We start from the raw sequence: 23,272 nt of genomic DNA on the forward strand, positions 1-23,272 counted from the left end.
ATATTTTTATTTCGATAATAGATATCTTCGTTTCTAAAAGCATTAGTAGAATGAAAATCCCATCCCTGTTCATACTAAATATATAAAAGTTTGAAGGGAGAAGTCTTATGGATTTTGAAATGAATGGGAATGATCAAGAGCAACAACCTAAAGAAGATAAACAATCGCCTTTAATGGAAAAGATACAGCAATTAGGTCAAACAAATGTACCGCAACTATCTCAAGATTCCAAAATTCACTGTTTGACTATCGTTGGACAAATAGAAGGGCATTTACAACTACCGCCACAAAATAAGACAACAAAATATGAACATCTTATCCCTCAGATTGTAGCCATTGAGCAAAATCCAAAAATAGAAGGTTTGTTAGTAATATTAAATACTGTAGGTGGAGATGTAGAAGCAGGATTAGCGCTTGCTGAAATGTTAGCATCATTGTCGAAACCTACAGTTTCAATCGTGTTAGGTGGTGGACACTCAATAGGTGTACCTATAGCCGTATCTTGTGATTATGCCTATATTGCTGAATCAGCAACGATGACCATTCACCCCATTCGGTTAACCGGCTTAGTAATTGGGGTGCCACAAACTTTTGAGTATTTAGATAAAATGCAAGAACGCGTCATTAACTTTGTAACAAAACACTCACAGATTACTGAAGAGAAGTTTAAAGACTTAATGTTTGCTAAAGGAAATTTGACAAGAGATATTGGAACGAATGTGATTGGTGCTGATGCTGTTGAATTTGGTTTGATTAATGAAGTAGGTGGTATTGGCCCAGCATTAAAAAAACTTGAGGAGTTAATTGAAAACAATGAACATCAGGAGGGGCTTGTGCAATGATATTATATACAGCCATGCCAAGTGAATGGATATACCAAGCTGAACCATCTGAATATGCGAAACAAAAAGTGGTTAACTTTGAAGGTATCCCGTTACTAGTGGAATTAACTAGTGGTTCTGAATATCGTGTAATCCAAGTAATGAGTACGGACCCAAATGATTTCATGAATGAAAATATTGGACCTGGAGTAAAAATCACCCTCAGTTAAGTAAAAGATGGATGAAATTATGCTATAATAAATGAACAAACGTAGAGCAGCCACTAAAAGGCTGCTCTCTTCTTTCATGCATCATTCAAGTACTTATAAATCAGGTGATAAAATGGCGAAAAAAAAGAAGCGTAAAACGCGAAAAAAGCAACAAGTGAGACAAACTTTAAAATATGAATTAACTGCTCTAGTGATGCTCGCATTAGCAGTGATTGCTATAGCGAAATTAGGGGCAGTAGGTGGAGCAATCGTACTTTTTTTCAGGTTTTTTACCGGCGAATGGTACATGCTTTGTTTAATTGGATTAGTGATTTATGCAGGATTTCTAATGTGGAAAAGGGAGAGACCTGATCTCTTTCATATGAAATTAGTGGGCATGTACTTCATCATTAGTGCACTTCTTTTATTAAGTCATGTAACGTTATTTGAATTACTTTCAAATGGGGGAGCATTTACCGACCCAAGTGTAATCATGAATACATGGCGTCTCTATTGGGGTGAGGTGACAAATCAAGCCAGCACTTCAGATTTAGGTGGAGGCATGATTGGAGCATTAATGTTTGCCGTTTTCTATTATTTATTTGATGAAGCTGGCTCAAAAATTATTGCATTCCTCTTGATTATCGTAGGAATTATATTAATTACAGGGAAAACTTTTGGCCCTGCGATGGGCGATATGACCATTTCATTTGCTCAATTTCTAAAAAAACAATGGCTAGCATTTCTTGATGATGTAAAAGGTTGGGTAAGTAAAAAGAATAAGCGCAATGCTAAACCTCGTACGAGAAGAAGTAAAGAGAATCAAGAAGAGCGGGCAATAACAATCCATAACAGCTCAGAAGACATGGATAAAGACAATACACCAGAAGAACCAATTATTTCTAGTTTTTCTCAAAATGCTTATGATCAAGAACAAGATGTTACAGTCCCGGTACAAGGGATAAGCGAGAGACAACCGGAGGACGAAGAGCAGCAAGATGAGACTGTACCACCGATTACATTTACAGAAGTGGAAAATAAGGATTATAAACTACCACCAATGAAATTATTAAAGGCACCTAATCACACCGACCAAAGCGGTGAATATAAACTTATTCATGATAATGCAGCAAAGCTTGAGAGAACCTTCCAAAGCTTTGGTGTCAAAGCTAAAGTAACCCAAGTTCATCTTGGACCGGCAGTAACCAAATATGAAGTACATCCTGATGTAGGTGTGAAAGTGAGTAAAATTGTTAGTTTAAGTGACGACTTAGCACTTGCTTTAGCAGCAAAAGATATCCGAATTGAAGCACCAATTCCAGGAAAATCAGCTATCGGGATAGAGGTACCGAATTCAGAAGTTGCGATGGTTTCCTTAAGAGAGGTCATTGAACCTAAAGGTAAAGATCGCAATGATTCAAAACTATTAATCGGTTTAGGAAGAGATATTACTGGCGAAGCTGTCACGGCAGAGTTGAATAAAATGCCGCATTTGCTCGTCGCTGGAGCGACAGGAAGTGGGAAGAGTGTTTGTATTAATGGCATTATTACTAGTATTTTAATGAGAGCGAAACCTCATGAAGTGAAATTGATGATGATTGACCCAAAAATGGTAGAGCTTAATGTATATAATGGCGTCCCACATCTATTAGCGCCTGTTGTGACAAATGCCAAAAAAGCTTCTCAAGCACTGAAAAAGGTTGTAAGCGAAATGGAGAGAAGATATGAATTATTCTCCCATACAGGCACAAGAAACATAGAAGGTTATAATGAATTTATAAAAAGGCAAAATAAAATAGAGGAAGCTAAGCAACCACTACTCCCTTACATCGTTGTTATTGTTGATGAGTTAGCGGACTTAATGATGGTTGCTTCATCGGATGTTGAGGATGCAATCACTAGATTAGCACAAATGGCTAGGGCAGCTGGTATTCATCTAATCATTGCGACTCAACGTCCTTCAGTAGATGTCATCACCGGTGTGATAAAAGCAAATATTCCATCAAGAATTGCGTTTGCTGTTTCTTCTATGACGGATTCAAGGACGATTTTAGACATGGGCGGAGCAGAGAAGTTATTAGGAAGAGGCGATATGTTATTTATGCCAGTCGGCGCATCAAAACCTATTCGGGTACAAGGCGCATTTTTATCGGATGATGAAGTAGAAGAAATTGTTGATTTTGTCATTGGTCAGCAAAAAGCGCAATATCAAGAAGAAATGATTCCCGATGATTTACCAGATTCACAAGCAAGTGAAGTTGATGACAAATTATATGATGAAGCAGTTGAGCTTGTCATTGAAATGCAAACAGCCTCTGTTTCCATGTTGCAAAGGAGGTTCCGTATCGGTTATACGCGAGCAGCGAGGTTAATTGATGAAATGGAGCTGCGAGGAATCGTCGGACCTTATGAGGGAAGTAAACCAAGAACAGTACTCGTCAGCCAAAGTATGGATGAGGCATCTTCTTAAAAATATATTTAACGCTTTTTAGCAACACAGCTTTAATCAACAATTGAAAGAAAGTATGTACAAAGAATAGGTTAATATTTATTATAAATATGACCTATTCTTTTTTTAAAAGGTTTCTAAAATATTTTAGTAGCATTTGATTTTTATCAAAAGAAGCCTATAACGAAAGGGAAAATAAATAAACAAAACTCTTTAAGACATCAACTATGAGTCAACAAATGTGAAAAATATTCACTTTTTTCACTATCTTTTTCGACATTTTTTGAAAAATATGTTTCTTTATATTTAGAAAAATGGTATAGTATTTTCGATTAGTAGAGATGATTGAACATCAGAGGTCTGATGTCTTGAGATTTGGATTTGGAGGAGCACAGCATGTCTATTAAGTCAGATAGCCGCCATTTGTATTTACAAGTAATTGATCGTTTGAAGCAAGATATTGATAAAGGAATTTATAAAGAGAGAGAAAAATTACCTTCAGAATTTGATCTTGCCAAACAATTAGGTGTCAGTCGTGCGACATTAAGAGAGGCATTAAGGATATTAGAAGAAGAGAATGTCATTATTCGTAGACACGGTGTCGGCACGTTCGTAAATACAAAGCCATTATTTACATCAGGAATTGAACAGTTAAATAGTATCACTAATATGATTACCCAAGCAGGTATGCAACCTGGGACTATATTCCTTAGCTCAGAGACGCAATGTCCAAGTGAGGAAGATATCAGACTTTTTTCCTGTTCAGCAGATGAAGAAATCTTAGTAGTAGAACGGGTGAGAACGGCAAATGGTGAACCTGTTGTTCATTGCTTGGATAAAATGTTGGCGAAGCATATTCCAGACTCTATCTCTTGGGAAAAAGAATCTATTTTTGAAAATTTGGAAGAAAAAACAGGCAGAAGAATTACATATGCGGTCTCTGAAATTGAACCGATTGGTTATCACGAGAAGGTCTCACCTATTTTAGATTGTAGCCCTGAGACAGCTCTACTCGTTCTTAAGCAGATGCATTACACTGAACAAGACGAGCCATTACTCCTCTCGGTTAACTATTTTAGAGCAGACAAATTTAGCTTCCATGTTCTTAGAAAACGGATTAACTAATCAATCATACTCATCTACTAATGTAAACCAATTCCTTAAGGGGGAGCAAAATGAAAAAACGTAAACTTGGATTAGTACTTTCTTTTGCACTAGCAGCAGGTACCATTTTAGGAGCATGTGGTTCTTCAGAAGAAAACGAAAAAGGATCAAGTTCAGAAGGCAACAAAGAAGAGTCATTCACGGTTGCAATGGTAACAGATGTTGGTGGCGTAGATGATAAATCATTTAACCAATCTGCATGGGAAGGGATTAAAGCTTTTGGTGAAGACAATGGCTTAGAAGAAGGTAAAGGTGGATACACTTACCTTCAATCCCAATCTGATGCTGATTATGCAACAAATTTAAATAACTTAACTCGTCAAAAATTCAATTTAGTGTTTGGTGTTGGAGCGATGATGCATGATGCGATTGCTGAAATTGCCGAACAACAAAAAGATAGCCAATTTTCAATTATTGATTCAGAAGTAGAGGCAGATAATGTAGCTAGCATTATGTTTAAAGAACAAGAGTCAGGTTTCTTAGCTGGTGTCGTTGCTGCAAATGCAACAAAAGGGGATACAGTTGGTTTTATCGGCGGTATGGAACTTCCTGTTATTGAACGCTTTGAAGCAGGGTTTATTGCAGGTGTTAGAGCTGTAAATCCAGATATTAAAGTAGAAAGCAATTACTCAGGTGCATTTGACAAAGCAGAGCTTGGTCAATCAATAGCCTCTAAGATGTATGCTTCTGGCATTGATGTCATCTTCCATGCGGCTGGTGGAACAGGTAATGGATTATTCAAAGAAGCACGTGACTTAAAAGGAAAAGATCCAGAGAGAGAACTTTGGGCAATTGGTGTTGACGCAGACCAATCAGCAGAAGGGGTAGTCGGAGATCATAATATTATCCTTACATCTGCTATGAAACGTGTAGACGTTGCTGTACAAGATATCGCTACTAAAGCAAAAGTTGGGAACTTCCCTGGTGGCGAAACTACTGTTTACGGTTTAAATGAAGATGGAGTGACTTTGGCACCAATCAACGAAGAGTTCGCTGCCAAAGCGGAAGTTGAAACACAAGTAAACGAATGGATTGAAAAAATTAAGAGTGGAGAAGTTACTCCTCCTCAATCAGTAGAAGAAGCGAAGGCATTTACAGCAGAGTAATGAGGAAAGGAATAAGGGACTTGAAATCTCTTATTCCTTTTTAACTTAAAAGGTTAATTGAAAAGAATAACAAATTATCCTTTTCAATTAGGTTTTTAAAGATAAGCCTAAAATTTCATTCATGGATGTTCAATCAATCATAAATAAAAAGCGAGGTCTGACCTCTAACTACATAAGGGTAAGGAGTGGAGAGGGTGGAATATGTTATTGAAATGCTCAATATTCGTAAAGAGTTTCCGGGTATTGTAGCGAATAATAATATCACACTTCAAGTTAAACCAGGAGAAATTCATGCGCTCCTCGGAGAAAATGGTGCAGGAAAATCAACGTTAATGAATGTTTTATTCGGTCTTTATCAACCTGAAAAAGGGGAGATTAAAGTCAGGGGAAACATTGAAAAAATCACCAATCCAAATGTCGCGAATGAGTTGGGTATTGGGATGGTTCATCAACATTTCATGCTAGTTGATAAATTTACAGTAACAGAAAATATTATTTTAGGGAAAGAGATCACATCAAAAGGTAAAATTGATTTAAAAGAAGCGGAAAAAGTAGTTAGCGACATTTCACAAAAATATGGTTTATCGGTAGATCCAAAAGCAAAAATTGCAGATATTTCTGTAGGAATGCAACAGCGTGTTGAGATTCTAAAAACACTTTATCGAGGAGCAGATATCCTAATATTCGATGAACCTACTGCAGTGCTAACACCACAGGAGATTGCAGAGCTTATTCAAATAATGGGTAAGCTGATTAAAGAGGGTAAATCTATCATTCTGATTACTCATAAACTAAAAGAAATTATGGAAGTATGTGACCGAGTAACGGTTATTCGCAAAGGTGAGGGAATTGGAACGCTAAATGTATCTGAAACAAATCCCGATGAATTAGCTAGTTTAATGGTTGGTAGGGAAGTGACGTTTAAAACTGAAAAAACAGAAGCTATGCCGAAAGAAGCGTCATTAGAAATACAATCGCTTACAGTAAAAGATTCTCGCAATATCGCAGTTGTAGACAATTTAAACTTAACAGTCAGAAAAGGGGAAATTGTCGGTATTGCAGGTGTAGATGGTAATGGACAAACAGAATTGGTAGAAGCCATTGCAGGATTAAGAAAAGTAGAAAAAGGGTCAATTCTGTTAAACAATAAAGAAATTACTAAATTAAATACAAGAAAAGTAACTGAATCAGGTATTGGACATATCCCGCAAGATCGCCATAAACATGGCTTAGTATTAGATTTTACAATTGGTGAAAATATGGTGCTACAAACCTATTACCAACAGCCTTATTCGAAAACAGGTTTGATGAATAAGAAAGCGATTTATGACCAAGCAAATAGATTAATAGAAGAATATGATGTACGAACACCAAGTGAATATACACCAGCTCGCGCTCTTTCTGGAGGTAATCAGCAAAAAGCGATTATCGGCAGAGAAGTAGATCGTAATCCAGATTTATTAATTGCCTCACAACCGACTAGGGGGCTTGACGTGGGTGCAATTGAATTCATCCATCGCAAGTTAATTGACCAAAGAGATCAAGGTAAAGCCGTGCTGTTAGTTTCTTTTGAAATGGACGAAATCATGAATGTGAGTGACCGTATTGCTGTTATTTTTGAAGGGGAAATCATTGCAATGGTTGATCCCAAGGAAACGACAGAGCAAGAGTTGGGCTTATTAATGGCTGGTTCAACGAAGAAAAAGGTAGGTGATGGAAATGTCTAACCGTATGCAAAACATATTAATACCAATCATTGCCGTGCTTCTTGGTATCATTGTCGGGACTATATTAATGATTGTAACAGGTTATGATGCTATTGCAGGGTTTATAGCTCTGTGGAATGGTGCATTTGGTGATGTTTATTTTTTCGGTGAAACCGTTAGACAAATCATCCCCTATATATTAGCTGGCCTTGCAGTTGCATTTGCTTTTAAAACAGGCCTTTTTAACATCGGAGTTGAAGGGCAATTAATTGTTGGTTGGTTAGCTGCTGTTTGGGTAGGTGTAGCTTTTGAACTACCGAAGATCATTCATTTACCTTTAGCTGTGCTAGCTGCTGCTTTAGCGGGGGCGATTTGGGCATTTATACCTGGTTTCTTAAAAGCACAATATCGTGTTCATGAAGTTATTGTCACAATTATGTTGAATTATACTGCACTTCATATTACGAACTATATTATTCGAACAAAATTGTCAGAAGGTAGTGATAGTTCGGACCCAATTGCTGAAACAGCAAGTCTTCGTTCACCTTTATTAGAATCTTTAACAGATTACTCTCGTATGCACTGGGGAATTGTTATTGCCATTATTGCTGTTATTATTATGTGGTTTATTTTGGAGAAAACAACGAGAGGATTTGAGTTGAAGGCTGTTGGCTTAAATCAACATGCTTCAAATTATGCAGGCATGAATGTTAAAAAGAATATTATTCTTTCCATGGTGATATCTGGAGTTTTTGCTGGTTTAGCTGGTGCAATGGAGGGGCTTGGGACTTTCGGATATGCCGCTGTGAAAAGTGGATTTACTGGAGTCGGCTTTGATGGTATCGCTGTAGCTTTATTAGGTGCTAATTCACCGATAGGCATTGTTTTGGCGGCGATTCTTTTCGGGAGCTTGAAGGTTGGTGCCCTTAATATGCCACTAGAAGCAGGCGTTCCGAACGAGTTGGTTGATATTATTATTGCTTTAATTGTTTTCTTTGTGGCTTCAAGTTATATGATTCGATTACTCATAAGAAAGATTAATAAGAAGGGGGTGAAGTAAGTGGGTATCATGGAAATATTAATGATTATTGTGCCAACTACTTTACTTTGGGCAGCACCCCTTATTTTCACCGCGTTAGGTGGAACTTTCTCAGAACGTTCAGGTGTAATTAATATTGGATTAGAAGGATTAATGGTAATAGGTGCTTTTACAGCAATTGTCTTCAATTTATCGTTTGCCGATGTATTAGGGGCATCGACCCCGTGGGTTTCGCTATTAGTAGCCATGCTTGCTGGAGTCATTTTTTCAGCTATTCATGCGGTAGCATCCATCACTTTTAGAGCGGATCAAACTGTTTCTGGTGTCGCAATCAATCTGTTAGCAGTAGGAGTTACCTTATTTCTAGTAAAATTTATTTATGATAAAGGGCAAACAGATATCATTCAAGAGAGCTTCAGTAAAATAGATATCCCGCTTTTAAGTGATATCCCGTTTATTGGCCCGATATTCTTTTCTAATACGTATTACACTTCGTTTGTAGCAATCATTTTCGCTGTGGTTGCTTGGTATGTCATTTATAAGACAAAATTCGGTCTCAGATTACGGTCTGTTGGCGAACATCCGATGGCCGCAGATACTATGGGGATTAATGTGACAAAAATGCGCTATTATGGCGTATTACTTTCGGGAGCGCTAGGTGGTATAGGTGGTGGTGTATATGCCCAAGCGATCTCTTCTGATTTTGGTCATGCGACAATTAGTGGACAAGGATTTATGGCATTAGCTGCAATGATATTTGGGAAATGGCATCCCTTAGGAGCAATGGGTGCAGCGATATTCTTTGGCTTTGCCCAAAGTTTGAGTATTATTGGTTCTAGCTTACCGCTATTAGAGAATATCCCAAATGTCTATCTACTTGTTGCACCATATGTATTAACGATTATAGCACTCACTGGATTTATAGGTAGAGCAGATGCGCCAAAAGCTTCTGGGATACCGTATATTAAAGGAAATAGATAATAAGTAAAGTCTCGGGAGATTGGCCCTGAGACTTTTATTTTACTTATTTTCTCCTATAGATGTCTGCAAGATTAGCATAGGATGGTTATTAACGTATATAATAGAAAATATTGTTTTCTTTTCATACATATACTAAAAAGATGACAAAATAGGAAGAAGTGCGATTCAAATAGTATGTTTTAAGGTAAAAAGGAATAAGGAGGTTTATTAATGAATATTACAACAGAAACAGTTAAAGAAATTGATGGTGTTAAGCTCCATCAAATTAAAACAGATAAATATAAAACAAATACGATTGTTTGGAAAATGAAAGCGCCTTTAAGTAAAGATACTGTCACACTAAGGGCTTTATTACCGCATGTGTTAGAAAGTAGTAGCGCTGCATATCCTACCACGGCTAAGTTGAGGGCATACTTAGATGAGCTTTATGGCGCTTCCTTATATGTGGACCTCTCAAAAAAAGGGGAGTACCACATTATTTCCATGACTATTGAAATGGCAAATGAAAAATTTCTATCTGATCAGACCCCATTACTTAGAAAAGCTTTTGAATTACTTTCAGAGCTTTTACTCCATCCATTATCCAATAATGGAGCTTTTGACCGAGAGGTGGTTGAAAGTGAGAAAAGAACATTAAAGCAGCGGATACAAGCAGTTAATGATGATAAAATGAGATATGCTAATTTACGTCTTGTACAAGAAATGTGTAAAGATGAAGCCTATGCGCTCCATGTACACGGTGAATTAGATGATTTACCATTAATTACAGAATCGTCTCTTTATCATTATTACGAAAAGGCTCTAGCTGAAGATGAGCTTGATTTATATATGATTGGTGATATTGATACGAATGAAGTTGAACAATATGTTCGTGAATTATTACCTTTAAAAACTCGATCTATTAAAGAAACCTCAATGGCTAGAGCAAACGATTTGATTGAGCCAGAAACGATTAAGGAAGAGCAGGATGTGAAACAAGCGAAATTAAATATTGGTTATCGTACTGGTATCACTTATGGTGATCCTGAATATAGTGCGTTACAAATATTTAACGGAATTTTTGGAGGATTCTCCCACTCAAAATTATTTATTAATGTAAGAGAAAAAGCTTCTCTAGCCTATTATGTCGCCAGTCGTTTGGAAAGTCACAAAGGTCTATTGATGGTGATGTCTGGAATTGACAACAACAGCTATGGGCAAGCAACTTCTATTATTGAAGAACAATTAGAGGAAATGCAGAAGGGTGCCTTTACAGAAGAAGAGATTACGCAGACAAAAGCGGTTATTAAGAACCAAATGTTGGAAACGATGGATACGGCAAGAGGTGTCGCAGAAGTGCTCTATCATAATATCGTTTCTCAACAAAAAATGGACTTAACTGAATGGATGAATGGAATGGAAGCAGTTACAAAGGAAGACATTATAACTGTAGCTAAGAAAGTTCAGCTTGATACAATTTACTTTCTTCATGGAAAAGAGGTGCAAAAATAATGGAACAAATCGCATTTGATCAGCTTCAAGAAAAACTCTATTATGAAAAAATGGCCAATGGGTTAGATGTCTATGTCCTACCGAAAAATGGTTTTAATAAGACTTTTGCAACATTTACGACAAAATACGGATCGATCGATAATCACTTTGTTCCGCTTGATAAAAATGAACCAGTTAAAGTACCAGACGGTATCGCCCATTTCTTAGAGCATAAAATGTTTGAAAAAGAAGATGGAGATGTGTTTCAACAATTTAGTCGCCAAGGTGCATCTGCCAATGCATTTACTTCATTTACTCGCACGGCCTATCTTTTTTCAAGTACGTCAAACGTTCAAGAGAATTTAACTACATTGATTGACTTTGTCCAAGACCCTTATTTTACTAAGGAAACGGTAGAAAAAGAGAAAGGCATTATCGGACAAGAGATTACAATGTATGATGATAATCCTGACTGGCGTCTATATTATGGTCTAATAGCAAACCTATATCATCATCACCCTGTGAAAATCGATATCGCGGGAACGATTGAAAGTATTTCTCACATTACAAAGGATATGCTGTATGAATGTTATCATACTTTTTATCACCCAAGTAATATGTTGCTTTTTGTAGTGGGTCCAGTTGACCCAGAAGCTATAATTGCTCAAGTAAGGGAAAATCAGGCTAATAAAAGTTATAGCGAGCAGCCTGCAATTGATAGAATCTTTGATCAAGAGCCGCAAACGGTTGCTGAAACGATAAGTACATTAAGAATGAATGTGCAAACACCGAAATGTATGGTGGGCATTAAAACAAACGACGCCAGCCAGCAAGGAGCGGAGATGCTTAAAAAAGAACTAAGCCTAAATGTTATGTTAGACTTGTTATTTGGAAAAAGTGGGCAACATTACAATGATCTCTATCGAGAAGGTTTAATCGATGATACTTTCTCTTACGATTACTCCCAAGAATCTGGGTTTGGCTTTGCTATGATTGGCGGAGATACAAGTGACCCAAATAAACTTGCTGAAAAAGTGAAAGAGATTTTATTGCAGTCTACGAATGGTGCAAATTGGGATGAAGCGGCACTTCAACGCTCAATCAAGAAGAAGATTGGTGGGTTTTTAAGGGCGCTTAACTCTCCTGAATATATAGCCAATCAATTTACTCGTTACTCATTCAATGATATGGACCTCTTTCAAATTGTTCCTTTTCTTGAAAAGTTAACGTTGGATGATATTAATGAAGCGGCAAAAGAATTAATTTCGGAAGAAAGAATGTCTGTGTGCCAAGTTTTACCAAAATAAACAATGCTAGCCCCGTTTTAGGTGGGCTAGCTTGATTTATGTATTTGTTTTTTGGAGGAAAAAAATGAAGAAATTTGTATTAATAACGGGAGCTAGTGGAGATATTGGCGAAGCAATTGCGCAGTTATTAGCGAAAGAAGGTTATTCCCTTTATTTGCATTACAACAAAAATCAGTCTCGTATTGATCAGTTAATGGCTGCTTTGAATACTTATGGCGGTGAATATATTGCTATTTCTGCTGATTTAACCTCAACTGAAGGATATCAAAAAATTGTTAAAAACATTTTTTCACTTGATGCGATCATTCATTGCAGCGGTCATGCTTATTATGGTCTATTAACTGATATGACAGATGCTGATGTCCAACATTTAATGAACGTACACGTCTTAAACCCGATTTTATTAACGAGAGCATTAATGCCAAAACTTGTAACAAAACAAAGAGGAAATATACAGTTTATTTCTTCGATATGGGGACAAACAGGCTCTGCCTGTGAAACTGTCTATTCAGCTGTTAAAGGGGCACAGATTAGCTTTGTGAAGGCATTGAGTAAAGAAGTAGCCTATAGTGGCATACGGGTAAATGCAATTGCTCCAGGTGCCATTGAGTCAAAGATGATGTCCTCTTTTAACGAAATGGAAATGGAAGATATTAAGAATGATATTCCTATCGGTCGGTTCGGTTATCCAAGTGAAGTAGCTCATGCTTGTGCATTTTTACTATCTGACGCCTCTTCTTATATAACTGGTCAAACCATAAGTGTCAATGGTGGCTGGTATACATAAAGAATGAATAATTTATTTCTCCTCGTTGCATGATAATATTGTACGTTCTAATATTTTGCATTTGCACCATCTACCTGTTGAGGCAAATGTCTATAACGAGGAGGAAATACAAATGTCTGTACTAGATAATTGGCAACAATGGAAAGATTTTTTAGGTGAGCGTTTAGAACAAGGTCAAGATCAAGGGATGAATCAATCTACGGTAAGTGAAATTGCTTATCAAATTGGAGATTATCTTGCTGGTTCAGTAGAGCCGAAAAACGACCAAGAGAAAATTCTTGCTGATCTTTGGTCTGTCGCAAGTGAGGAAGAACAACATGCGATTGCTAATTTAGTTGTGAAATTAGTACAAAAATAATTAGCGGGTATGGGAAAAGCAATGAAGGTGTATATGCCTTTAATTGCTTTTTTCTTATTTTACATATATTTTTACGAACGAAAAGGATTTTCCTTTCATATTAGTGGAAAATCATATATTATAGAACCTAGATTTAATTAAAAATAAATTAATATTGTGTAATAAGAATATCTGGAACTGTAGGCGAATAAGGAGTGTTTTAGGTGGAGAAAAAAGAATGGTATTTCGAATATGAAATCCAAAAAAACAGACCTGGATTACTCGGAGATATTTCATCATTGTTAGGGATGCTTTCCATCAACATTATTACGATTAATGGAGTTGATCAAGGTAGGCGTGGAATGTTGATCCTTGCTAAAGATGATGACCAAATCGTTCGATTGGAATCAATATTAAAGACGATGGATACGATTAAGCTCATTAAACTAAGAGAGCCAAAGCTTCGCGATCGGCTGGCTGTGAGACATGGGAGATACATACAGAGAGACGCAGATGATAAGAAGACTTTTCGATTTGTCAGAGATGAGCTCGGTCTTTTAGTAGATTTTATGGCAGAATTATTTAAGAAGGAAGGCCATAAATTAATTGGTATTCGTGGCATGCCTAGGGTTGGAAAAACAGAATCTATTGTGGCATCAAGTGTTTGTGCGAATAAACGATGGCTGTTTGTTTCGTCAACGTTGCTTAAACAAACGATTCGCAATCAATTAATTGAAGATGAGTATAGCGATGATAATTTATTTATCATTGATGGGATCGTTTCGACAAAAAGAGCAAATGAACGTCATTGGCAGCTTGTGAGAGAGATAATGAGACTCCCAGCTATTAAAGTAATTGAACATCCTGATGTTTTTGTGCAAAATTCAGAATATACTTTGGATGATTTTGATTATATTATCGAGCTTCGTCACGACCATGATGAAGATATCGTCTATGATGTAGTCGAACGTAACAATCATAATATGTTCTCCGATACAGGCTTCGGAGGTTTTGATTTTTAGTAATGTTGGAAGGTGTTAGTTTTGACAGAATTAGGTAGTCGTTTGAAAGAAGCACGTTTACAAAAAGGGATGTCTCTTGATGAGTTACAGACAGTTACAAAAATACAGAAAAGATATTTAATCGGCATAGAAGAAGGTAATTACCGTATAATGCCGGGTAAATTTTATGTGCGTGCTTTCATTAAGCAATATGCAGAGGCAGTGGGCTTAAATCATGAAGAGCTGTTAGATGAGTATAAAAGTGAAATTCCAGCAACATCCAATGAAGATATTCCAGAGAAACTTTCACGTGTGCAAACAAGTAAGAATATCTCTCCTTCAACTTCGAAGTTTTTAGATCTTTTACCAAAAGTTTTAATTATTGTCTTTATCATTGGTGTTATTGCTGTCATTTATTATTTTGTTGAAAATAACGTGTCTAATAGTGATAAGCAATCAAATGAAGACAATAATAATCCAGGTGCAATTGTTGAAAATAATATGCCTAAAGATGAGAAACAAAATGAAGATGCTGCTCCTGAGGAAGAAAAAGACGATGCAGCAGATGAAAATGCAGAAGAAGAGGAGAAACCAGTTCAAGAGTTAAGTGTACAAGAATCCTCGGGTAAAAACACTGTATATGAATTGAAAAATACGGATACGTTTACACTATCTTTATTAGCAGAAGGTAAAAGCTGGGTAAGAGTGGCTAGTGCTGATAATGAAACCTTCTATGAAGAAACAATGGAAGAAGGCGTTGAAAAAGAGTTAGATTTAACAGACCAAAAAGAAGTACAAGTAATCATTGGAAATACAACTGCTACTGAAATTAAAATCAATGATGAGAGACTCGAATATGAAGTCTCACCATCAGAGTATGTAAACCAAAACATTACAATCCGTTTTACATCGCTTGGCGAATAGTCATCAACCATTGATGACTATTTTCGTGTTTAGCCCCCTGAGGTGGGAAATATAAATAAATCCTAACATTGTATCGCAAATTTAGGCTTTATGACTTTTTTTTGATAAAATATGATCATCCCACCAAGGGAAGAATTACATAATTACCGGAGGGAACTTATGAATTTACCAAATAAGATAACGATTTCAAGGATTTTGTTAATACCGATTTTCATTATTATTATGTACAACCCTTTCTCATGGGGAGACATGAATTTTATCGGTGTGACGCTCCCAATTGCTCATTTTGTTGGCGCGCTTATTTTTATATTCGCTTCCGTTACAGATTGGATTGATGGATATGTAGCGAGAAAATATCAATTAGTAACCAATTTAGGGAAATTTTTAGACCCTTTAGCAGATAAGTTATTAGTTTCCAGTGCATTAATCATCCTTGTAGAATTAGGGATGGCTCCCGCTTGGATTGTGATTATTATTATTAGTAGGGAGTTTGCAATAACTGGTCTTCGCCTGATTTTAGCAGGTGGTGGTGAGGTAGTTGCAGCGAATATGTTAGGTAAGATTAAAACTTGGACGCAAATTATAGCTGTATCTGCGTTATTGCTGCATAATACAATCTTCGCATTGATTCCATTTGACTTTGCGACATTTGCTCTATGGGTGAGCATGGTGTTTACTGTTTGGTCTGGCGTTGATTATTTTATTAAAAACAAACATGCCTTTACCAATTCAAAATAATAGGAGAGTGGTCATCATGAATGCTGAAATTATTGCCGTTGGCTCTGAGTTGTTATTAGGACAAATTAACAATACGAACGCCAAATTTTTATCACAGCAGTTAGCTGACCTTGGTGTGAATGTTTTTTATCATACGGTCGTCGGAGACAATGCGGGGCGGTTAGAGTCTGCTATAAAAATTGCTGAAAATAGAGCTGAACTCATTATCTTCACTGGTGGGCTTGGTCCGACAAAAGACGATTTAACAAAAGAAACCATTGCTAAGCATTTGCAAACAAATCTCGTAATGGATGATACAGCACTGGCGTCTATTGAAGAATATTTTAAACGGACGAATCGACCAATGACTGAAAATAATCGTAAGCAAGCCTTAGTTCTTTCTGGTGCGAAAGTACTTCCTAATGATTACGGTATGGCACCTGGTATGTTTTATCAGACGGAAAATAAGCAATATATGCTTTTACCTGGGCCACCAAAAGAAATGGAACCGATGTTTTTGAAATACGGATTTTCTGCAATAAAATCACAATCAGTAGAAGAAGCAGTTATCTCGTCGCGTGTCCTTAGATTCTTTGGCATTGGTGAAGCAATGCTAGAGGCGGAAATAGAAGATATACTTGATAACCAAACAAACCCGACGATTGCGCCGTTAGCGGGAGATCATGAAGTTACATTGAGGTTGACAGCCAAACATCATAATCTTGATACTGCTTTAACACTTTTGGAAGAAAAAGAGAAAGAAATTATGGCAGTAGTAGGAGACTATTTTTACGGTTATGATGATACGTCGCTCTTTAAAGAGCTCTCAAAAAGAATGCAGGAAAAGAAATTAACCCTGTCTGCTGCGGAAAGTTTAACTGGGGGCATGTTTCAAGAAACATTTACATCGATTCCTGGAGCTGGTGGGCTAATAAATGGTGGCGTCGTTTGTTATACAAATGAAGTAAAAGCTAAAGTACTCAATGTAAAGCTAGAGACAATTAAAAATGAAGGTGTTGTCAGTGCTACATGTGCAAAGGAACTTGCGGAAAATGTCGCCAAGTTAATGGAAAGTGACATTGGTGTAAGCTTTACGGGTGTTGCCGGACCTGATGAATTAGAAGGCAATCCAGTCGGTACCGTTTATATAGGGATTTATCACGATGGTGAAGCAAGAGCTGAGAAGCTCAACCTTGGTGGTTCCCGCACATCAATCAGAAAGAGGTCATCTCTTTATGGCGCCTATTTTCTATTGAAATCCTTGGCGTAGTGAGGCGTTTTAGATACTGAAGGAAGTAAGTAGTTGAAGAAATCCGGACAATGATTAACGTTGTTCGGATTTCTCACTTCTAAAGAAGCAATAGATGCTTGTTATGATCGGCTAGGGTGCAAATATAGCTAAAGGAATAGTCGGAGATTAAAAGAAATTTGAAGTTTATACTGAGAAAGAGGTTTGATTAATGGATTTCTATCTGGCAAAACGATCATTTTTCCAAAAAAACCAACCGATAAAAAAAACGAATGGATGTTCGATTTTTTCCTCGACAAAGTCATAAAAAAAAGCTATAGTATAAATATGAAATCGAAAGACCTAATGATAAATTTATCATAGATAATCGAAATTTAAAGGAGGAAATAGCATGAGCGATCGTCAAGCAGCCTTAGATATGGCGTTGAAACAAATAGAAAAGCAGTTTGGTAAAGGCTCGATTATGAAGTTAGGAGAACAAGCAGAGCGTAAAATATCCACTATTCCAAGTGGTTCATTAGCTTTAGATACCGCTTTAGGAGTAGGTGGATATCCGAGAGGACGTATCATCGAAATTTACGGGCCTGAAAGTTCGGGTAAAACAACTGTTGCTCTGCACGCCATTGCTGAAGTACAAGCAGCAGGTGGACAAGCAGCATTTATCGATGCAGAGCATGCACTTGACCCTGTATATGCTCAAAACCTTGGGGTAAATATTGATGAGCTTCTTTTATCACAACCAGATACAGGGGAACAAGCCCTTGAAATAGCTGAAGCTTTAGTTAGAAGTGGTGCCGTTGATATTTTAGTTATTGACTCTGTAGCTGCTTTAGTACCAAAGGCAGAAATTGAAGGGGAAATGGGAGATTCTCACGTTGGTCTTCAAGCAAGATTAATGTCGCAGGCACTAAGGAAACTATCTGGTGCGATTAATAAATCCAAAACGATTGCGATCTTCATTAACCAAATTCGTGAAAAAGTAGGCGTTATGTTCGGTAACCCTGAAACAACACCAGGTGGTCGTGCATTAAAATTCTACTCAACGGTACGTTTAGAAGTGCGTAGAGCAGAAGCTTTGAAGCAAGGCAATGAGATTGTCGGTAATAAAACAAAAATTAAAATTGTAAAAAATAAAGTAGCTCCGCCTTTTAGAGTAGCGGAAGTTGATATCATGTATGGTGAAGGTGTATCAAAAGAAGGGGAAATTATTGATCTCGGATCAGAGATTGATATTGTACAAAAAAGTGGTTCTTGGTACTCCTATAATGATGAACGTTTAGGTCAAGGAAGAGAAAATGCAAAGCAATTCCTTAAAGAGAATACGGAAATTCGTTTGCAAATTCAAGAGAAAATCCGGGAGTACTATGGTTTAGACGTAGATAAATCTTCTAACAGCGATGATGAACAAGAGGAATTCGAACTAATCGATTAATTGAGAGAAAGCAGAGTACAGACTACTGTAACTCTTGTTACTTCGAAAAGAGATATTCACAACTTATAAATATAGTTGAATATCTCTTTTTGTATAGAAAAATCATGCGGTGAAAATCGTCATCTTCTTGAGCTCGTGATTATACATAATAACAGGCATTGTGGACTTATACTCTACCTTCAAGTACTTGACAATGAAATTCTGCGGCTTTACAATTAAAACTGTATAATTTACATTTTTTATATGTTAATTTGCATATTTGTTAAGGGAAGGTAGAAATAACCTTTTCAGAAGATATCTCTGTTGCAAACAATGGAGAATGCTTCCAAATAACTGTATTATTTGCAAACAATAAGAAGAATGAAAGCGTTGAAAAGCTTAAGTGCAGTATATTGTTAAAACGGTATACATGCCAACACTTTAAAAACGTAACAAAAAAGTTTATAGCAAGAGGAGGTGAAATGATGGAACTAGGTTATATCATCTCCATTTTGCTTGGCCTAATCGTTGCTGCTTTTGTTGGCTATTTCTTTCGAAAATCCGTTACGGAAGCAAAAATCGCTGGTGCCCGAGGAGCTGCTGATCAAATCTTAGAAGATGCAAAACGTGAAGCAGAAGCTCTAAAGAAAGAGGCATTACTTGAAGCGAAGGATGAGAATCATAAGCTTCGCACAGAGGCGGAACGTGAAATTCGTGAACGTAGGAATGAACTGCAAAAACAAGAAAATCGTTTATTGCAAAAAGAAGAGAATCTAGACCGAAAAGATGAAACGCTAGATAAGCGTGAAGCGGTTTTGGAAAAAAGAGACGACTCTCTTGGCAAAAGACAACAGCATATTGAAGAGATGGAAAGCAAAGTGGACAAAATGGTACAGTCTCAGCAAACTGAACTGGAAAGAATCTCCGGGTTAACTCGTGAGGAAGCTAAATCCATCATTTTAGATCGTACTGAACAAGAGGTTGCACATGATATTGCCATCATGGTAAAAGAGAGTGAATCAAGGGCGAAGGAAGAAGCGGATAAGCGTGCGAAAGAAATCTTATCATTAGCGATTCAAAGATGTGCTGCGGACCATGTAGCTGAAACAACGGTGTCAGTTGTTAACTTGCCAAACGACGAAATGAAAGGTCGTATTATCGGTCGTGAAGGGCGTAATATCCGTACACTTGAAACGTTGACAGGTATTGATTTGATTATCGATGATACACCAGAAGCCGTTATTCTTTCAGGATTTGATCCTATCCGACGAGAAACTGCTCGTCTTGCACTTGATAAACTTGTACAGGATGGAAGAATTCATCCAGCTCGAATCGAGGAAATGGTGGACAAGGCCAGACGAGAAGTGGATGAGCATATTCGAGAAATTGGAGAGCAAACGACATTCGAAGTTGGTGTCCATGGTTTACATCCTGACTTGATCAAAATATTAGGTCGCCTAAAATTCCGTACAAGCTACGGTCAAAATGTATTGAAACACTCGATGGAAGTAGCACAGTTGTCCGGTATGCTTGCTGCGGAATTAGGTCAAGATGAGACATTAGCTCGCCGAGCAGGATTATTACATGACGTTGGGAAAGCGATTGACCATGAAGTAGAAGGAAGCCATGTGGAAATTGGGGTTGAACTAGCGACGAAATATAAAGAACACCCAGTTGTCATTAATAGTATCGCTTCCCATCATGGTGACACGGAACCAACATCCATTATCGCTGTTTTAGTAGCTGCAGCTGATGCACTTTCTGCTGCAAGACCGGGGGCAAGAAGAGAAACGCTTGAGAATTATATTCGACGTTTAGAAAAGCTCGAAGAAATCTCAGAGTCATATGATGGTGTTGAAAAATCATTTGCTATTCAAGCGGGTCGTGAAATTCGCATTATGGTTAAACCGGAGCAAATTGATGATTTGGAAGCACACCGTCTTGCAAGAGATATAAGGAAGAAAATCGAAGAAGAACTCGATTATCCAGGTCATATAAAAGTAACGGTTATTAGGGAAACAAGAGCCGTAGAATATGCGAAATAAGAGCGATGCCTTTTAGGCATCGCTTCCTTTTTTGAAGGATAAAAAATCTTAAAGAGCTAACAATCTAGCATAGAGCTTGATTGGCGTATGTATGAATACAAGTATTTTTAGAAGGGGAATTTTATGAGAATTTTATTTGTAGGGGACGTTGTTGGATCATTAGGCCGTGAAATGGTAGAAGAGTATTTACCGAAGTTAAAGGAAAAGTATCGACCGCAAATAACCATTATTAATGGGGAGAACGCTGCTGGTGGTAGAGGAATTACCGAAAAAATATACAGGGAATTTTTATCGGCTGGAGCACAAGCGGTGACATTAGGTAATCACACATGGGATAATAAGGAAATATTTGATTTCATTGAGGAAGCAAAGTATTTAGTTAGGCCAGCTAATTTCCCTGATAATAATCCAGGGAAGGGTTTAGTTTATTTAAAATATAATAGTGAAGAAATAGCTGTTATCAATCTACAAGGTCGAACATTTATGCAACCAAGTGATTGCCCTTTTGAGAAGGCAGAGCAACTTATTGAAGAGGCAAAGCAAAGAACTCCGGTTATTTTCGTCGATTTTCATGGTGAAACAACAAGTGAGAAACAAGCAATGGGCTGGTATTTAGATGGTAAAGTGTCAGCAGTAATTGGGACTCATACACATGTGCAAACAGCAGATCAACGCATTCTGCCAAATGGGACAGCATTCATGAGTGATGTAGGTATGACTGGACCATACGATGGTATTCTTGGTATGGAAAGAGAAGCTGTATTAAAGCGGTTTATTACGAATATGCCGGTTCGTTTTGAAGTACCGAAAAGTGGAAGAGGAATATTGAGTGCCGTAACCATTGACATTGATATGAAAACAGGAAAAGCGAAGAAGATAGAAAGCGTTTTAATTAATGATGATCACCCATTTTATAGCTAAAAAAACCTCCTCATTTTTTAATTTTTCTGGTCAAGCTGGAATATGTCTTTTTCATTATGAATATAGTAGCAGTGGAAACATTTATTGAAACCTGATGAACTCTTTAAAAAAAGAGCATTCAGGAGGGGGAAAAATGAGGAGGAGCTAGGAATGGAAATATTAAAAGTTTCAGCAAAATCTAATCCTAATTCTGTAGCTGGTGCGCTTGCTGGTGTTCTACGTGAAAGAGGAGCAGCAGAAATCCAGGCAATTGGTGCGGGTGCATTGAATCAAGCGGTTAAAGCAGTAGCAATCGCAAGAGGATTTGTAGCGCCTAGCGGTGTAGACTTAGTATGTATTCCTGCGTTTACAGATATTTTGATAGATGGGGAAGAGAGAACAGCTATAAAGCTGATCGTAGAACCTAGATAATGGCTGTCATGTCCCATCAGAAAAAGTAAAAGCTCATTTGATTATCAAATGGGTTTTTTCTCTTTGTAGAACGAAAAACAATAGAGAATGAATGAAATATTTTGTATATTTAAATAATAAGGGAGTGAGAAAGTGAAGATAGTTGATGGTCATTGTGATGTATTAGTAAAAATGTTTTTGGACCCTTCCATTGAGTTTCAGTATTCGCAGCAGCTTCAGGCTAATCTCAATCGATTATTAGCCGGTGATGTGAAAGTCCAATTGTTTGCTATTTATGTACCAGAGAAAATTCATCCAGAATTAAAGTTTAACGCAGCACTACAAATGGTTGATATTTTTTATGAGAAAATAGTTAAACCTCATCCTCAAGTGAAGGTAATTCAGTCGAGTGATGATCTTCAAGGATTACAGGAAAATGAAATAGGGGCGGTTTTAACTCTAGAAGGCTGTGATGCGATTTACAATGATGAAGTGAAATTAAAATCGCTGTTAAGGTTAGGTGTACAATCGGTCGGCTTAACTTGGAATTACGGAAATTTTGTTGCCGATGGTGTATTAGAGGAGAATGCAGGAGGACTATCACGATTTGGCAAAAAGGTTATAGAAATATTAAATGAACGCAATATATTATGTGACGTCTCTCATATAGCAGAAAAAGGCTTCTGGGATGTAATGGATATAGCTAAGAGACCGTTTGCTTCACACTCTAATTGTCTTCATTATTGTTCACATCCAAGGAATTTAACCGATGACCAAATTCGAGCTCTTATTAAGAAAGATGGTTTGATTGGATTGACTTTTGTTAGAGAATTCTTAAATGAGCCACATAGAGCTTCAATCAATGATGTATTAAAACATATTGATCATATCTGCTCCCTTGGTGGAGAAGACCATATTGGCCTTGGTTCAGACTTTGATGGCACTGAACCACCACTAAGAGGGCTTGAGCATGCTGGAGAATATCAATATTTGATTGACACATTATTACAGCACTTTCCACACGATGTCGTAGAAAAGATTACCTATTATAATTTTAAAAATATGTTATTTAGTAGATAAATAGATGAATTTTTCAAAACTATCTAAAAAAATAAACAAATCTATCAATTATTTAATCTTAAAGGCTTGCAATTTTACATTGTTAGGTCTAGAATTGAAAGCGTTTAGTACGTTAAATGGTGAAATGGATGTATAAAAAGAGATTATACAAGTTATTT

Annotated in this window: 21 protein-coding genes; all 21 read left to right on the forward strand. The window is 37.1% G+C overall.

The genetic code is table 11. The features are described from left to right. The first annotated feature begins 119 nt into the window (after nucleotides 1-119). The 21 genes from MKX67_RS10410 to MKX67_RS10510 all read left to right on the forward strand — a co-directional run bounded on the left by MKX67_RS10410 (nucleotide 120) and on the right by MKX67_RS10510 (nucleotide 23,114). The gene (locus MKX67_RS10410) at nucleotides 120-842 is read left to right on the forward strand and encodes an ATP-dependent Clp protease proteolytic subunit (protein WP_233435397.1); all 723 of its coding nucleotides are present in this window, start codon (nucleotides 120-122) and stop codon (nucleotides 840-842) included. Continuing rightward, nucleotides 839-1,051, forward strand: a complete 213-nt coding sequence (locus MKX67_RS10415; RefSeq protein ID WP_095369475.1) for a YlzJ-like family protein — start codon at nucleotides 839-841, stop codon at nucleotides 1,049-1,051. Before MKX67_RS10410 ends, MKX67_RS10415 begins: the two co-directional genes overlap by 4 nt. 112 nt (nucleotides 1,052-1,163) lie before the next feature. Then, entirely contained in the window at nucleotides 1,164-3,500 is a 2,337-nt protein-coding gene (locus MKX67_RS10420; RefSeq protein WP_095369474.1) for a DNA translocase FtsK, read from the forward strand. 375 nt (nucleotides 3,501-3,875) lie between these two features. Continuing rightward, nucleotides 3,876-4,604 carry a GntR family transcriptional regulator gene (locus MKX67_RS10425; RefSeq protein ID WP_095369473.1) on the forward strand — a complete coding sequence of 243 codons (729 nt, stop codon included), beginning with the start codon at nucleotides 3,876-3,878 and terminating at the stop codon, nucleotides 4,602-4,604. Between the two features lie 50 nt (nucleotides 4,605-4,654). Beyond that, on the forward strand, nucleotides 4,655-5,749 hold the full coding sequence (locus MKX67_RS10430) for a BMP family protein (RefSeq protein ID WP_322909243.1): 1,095 nt from the start codon (nucleotides 4,655-4,657) through the stop codon (nucleotides 5,747-5,749). A gap of 194 nt (nucleotides 5,750-5,943) precedes the next feature. Next, the gene (locus MKX67_RS10435) at nucleotides 5,944-7,476 is read left to right on the forward strand and encodes an ABC transporter ATP-binding protein (RefSeq protein WP_095369471.1); all 1,533 of its coding nucleotides are present in this window, start codon (nucleotides 5,944-5,946) and stop codon (nucleotides 7,474-7,476) included. After that, nucleotides 7,469-8,515, forward strand: a complete 1,047-nt coding sequence (locus MKX67_RS10440) for an ABC transporter permease (protein ID WP_095369470.1) — start codon at nucleotides 7,469-7,471, stop codon at nucleotides 8,513-8,515. Before MKX67_RS10435 ends, MKX67_RS10440 begins: the two co-directional genes overlap by 8 nt. After that, on the forward strand, nucleotides 8,516-9,475 hold the full coding sequence (locus MKX67_RS10445) for an ABC transporter permease (RefSeq protein WP_322909244.1): 960 nt from the start codon (nucleotides 8,516-8,518) through the stop codon (nucleotides 9,473-9,475). Between the two features lie 210 nt (nucleotides 9,476-9,685). Then, the gene (locus MKX67_RS10450; RefSeq protein WP_307314356.1) at nucleotides 9,686-10,966 is read left to right on the forward strand and encodes a pitrilysin family protein; all 1,281 of its coding nucleotides are present in this window, start codon (nucleotides 9,686-9,688) and stop codon (nucleotides 10,964-10,966) included. After that, nucleotides 10,966-12,252 carry a pitrilysin family protein gene (locus MKX67_RS10455; RefSeq protein WP_095369467.1) on the forward strand — a complete coding sequence of 429 codons (1,287 nt, stop codon included), beginning with the start codon at nucleotides 10,966-10,968 and terminating at the stop codon, nucleotides 12,250-12,252. Before MKX67_RS10450 ends, MKX67_RS10455 begins: the two co-directional genes overlap by 1 nt. Nucleotides 12,253-12,316: 64 nt before the next feature. Further along, a complete protein-coding gene (locus tag MKX67_RS10460) occupies nucleotides 12,317-13,039 on the forward strand; it encodes an SDR family oxidoreductase (RefSeq protein ID WP_095373472.1) in 723 nt (240 codons plus the stop codon). A gap of 112 nt (nucleotides 13,040-13,151) precedes the next feature. Then, nucleotides 13,152-13,397, forward strand: coding sequence for a DUF3243 domain-containing protein (locus MKX67_RS10465; RefSeq protein WP_095369466.1), 246 nt, complete (start codon nucleotides 13,152-13,154; stop codon nucleotides 13,395-13,397). A gap of 203 nt (nucleotides 13,398-13,600) precedes the next feature. Continuing rightward, the gene (locus tag MKX67_RS10470; RefSeq protein WP_095369465.1) at nucleotides 13,601-14,398 is read left to right on the forward strand and encodes a DUF3388 domain-containing protein; all 798 of its coding nucleotides are present in this window, start codon (nucleotides 13,601-13,603) and stop codon (nucleotides 14,396-14,398) included. 12 nt (nucleotides 14,399-14,410) lie between these two features. Then, a complete protein-coding gene (locus MKX67_RS10475; RefSeq protein WP_095369464.1) occupies nucleotides 14,411-15,301 on the forward strand; it encodes a RodZ domain-containing protein in 891 nt (296 codons plus the stop codon). Nucleotides 15,302-15,460: 159 nt separating this feature from the next. After that, on the forward strand, nucleotides 15,461-16,039 hold the full coding sequence (gene pgsA / locus MKX67_RS10480; protein ID WP_095369463.1) for a CDP-diacylglycerol--glycerol-3-phosphate 3-phosphatidyltransferase: 579 nt from the start codon (nucleotides 15,461-15,463) through the stop codon (nucleotides 16,037-16,039). A gap of 16 nt (nucleotides 16,040-16,055) precedes the next feature. Then, entirely contained in the window at nucleotides 16,056-17,288 is a 1,233-nt protein-coding gene (locus MKX67_RS10485; RefSeq protein ID WP_307314351.1) for a competence/damage-inducible protein A, read from the forward strand. Between the two features lie 370 nt (nucleotides 17,289-17,658). After that, the gene (recA, locus tag MKX67_RS10490; protein WP_095369461.1) at nucleotides 17,659-18,699 is read left to right on the forward strand and encodes a recombinase RecA; all 1,041 of its coding nucleotides are present in this window, start codon (nucleotides 17,659-17,661) and stop codon (nucleotides 18,697-18,699) included. A 461-nt stretch (nucleotides 18,700-19,160) separates the two neighbouring features. Next, nucleotides 19,161-20,723, forward strand: coding sequence for a ribonuclease Y (gene rny, locus MKX67_RS10495; protein WP_180316975.1), 1,563 nt, complete (start codon nucleotides 19,161-19,163; stop codon nucleotides 20,721-20,723). Between the two features lie 123 nt (nucleotides 20,724-20,846). After that, a complete protein-coding gene (locus MKX67_RS10500; protein WP_095369459.1) occupies nucleotides 20,847-21,644 on the forward strand; it encodes a TIGR00282 family metallophosphoesterase in 798 nt (265 codons plus the stop codon). A 150-nt stretch (nucleotides 21,645-21,794) separates the two neighbouring features. Next, complete coding sequence (gene spoVS, locus MKX67_RS10505; protein ID WP_095369458.1) at nucleotides 21,795-22,055, forward strand: stage V sporulation protein SpoVS; 261 nt, start codon at nucleotides 21,795-21,797, stop codon at nucleotides 22,053-22,055. 132 nt (nucleotides 22,056-22,187) lie between these two features. Next, nucleotides 22,188-23,114 carry a dipeptidase gene (locus MKX67_RS10510; RefSeq protein ID WP_095369457.1) on the forward strand — a complete coding sequence of 309 codons (927 nt, stop codon included), beginning with the start codon at nucleotides 22,188-22,190 and terminating at the stop codon, nucleotides 23,112-23,114. The last annotated feature ends 158 nt before the right edge of the window (nucleotides 23,115-23,272 follow it).

The sequence above is a fragment of the Cytobacillus sp. FSL W7-1323 genome, assembly GCF_038595015.1.
Classification (GTDB): Bacteria; Bacillota; Bacilli; order Bacillales; family Cytobacillaceae; genus Cytobacillus; species Cytobacillus kochii.

Coding starts and splice junctions, on each gene's coding strand:
- MKX67_RS10410 (WP_233435397.1), top strand. CDS start 120: ATGAATGGGAATGATCAAGAGCAACAACCTAAAGAAGATAAACAATCG.
- pgsA (WP_095369463.1), top strand. CDS start 15,461: ATGAATTTACCAAATAAGATAACGATTTCAAGGATTTTGTTAATACCG.
- MKX67_RS10485 (WP_307314351.1), top strand. CDS start 16,056: ATGAATGCTGAAATTATTGCCGTTGGCTCTGAGTTGTTATTAGGACAA.
- MKX67_RS10460 (WP_095373472.1), top strand. CDS start 12,317: ATGAAGAAATTTGTATTAATAACGGGAGCTAGTGGAGATATTGGCGAA.
- MKX67_RS10425 (WP_095369473.1), top strand. CDS start 3,876: ATGTCTATTAAGTCAGATAGCCGCCATTTGTATTTACAAGTAATTGAT.
- MKX67_RS10430 (WP_322909243.1), top strand. CDS start 4,655: ATGAAAAAACGTAAACTTGGATTAGTACTTTCTTTTGCACTAGCAGCA.
- spoVS (WP_095369458.1), top strand. CDS start 21,795: ATGGAAATATTAAAAGTTTCAGCAAAATCTAATCCTAATTCTGTAGCT.
- MKX67_RS10440 (WP_095369470.1), top strand. CDS start 7,469: ATGTCTAACCGTATGCAAAACATATTAATACCAATCATTGCCGTGCTT.
- MKX67_RS10450 (WP_307314356.1), top strand. CDS start 9,686: ATGAATATTACAACAGAAACAGTTAAAGAAATTGATGGTGTTAAGCTC.
- rny (WP_180316975.1), top strand. CDS start 19,161: ATGATGGAACTAGGTTATATCATCTCCATTTTGCTTGGCCTAATCGTT.
- MKX67_RS10455 (WP_095369467.1), top strand. CDS start 10,966: ATGGAACAAATCGCATTTGATCAGCTTCAAGAAAAACTCTATTATGAA.
- MKX67_RS10415 (WP_095369475.1), top strand. CDS start 839: ATGATATTATATACAGCCATGCCAAGTGAATGGATATACCAAGCTGAA.
- recA (WP_095369461.1), top strand. CDS start 17,659: ATGAGCGATCGTCAAGCAGCCTTAGATATGGCGTTGAAACAAATAGAA.
- MKX67_RS10465 (WP_095369466.1), top strand. CDS start 13,152: ATGTCTGTACTAGATAATTGGCAACAATGGAAAGATTTTTTAGGTGAG.
- MKX67_RS10420 (WP_095369474.1), top strand. CDS start 1,164: ATGGCGAAAAAAAAGAAGCGTAAAACGCGAAAAAAGCAACAAGTGAGA.
- MKX67_RS10500 (WP_095369459.1), top strand. CDS start 20,847: ATGAGAATTTTATTTGTAGGGGACGTTGTTGGATCATTAGGCCGTGAA.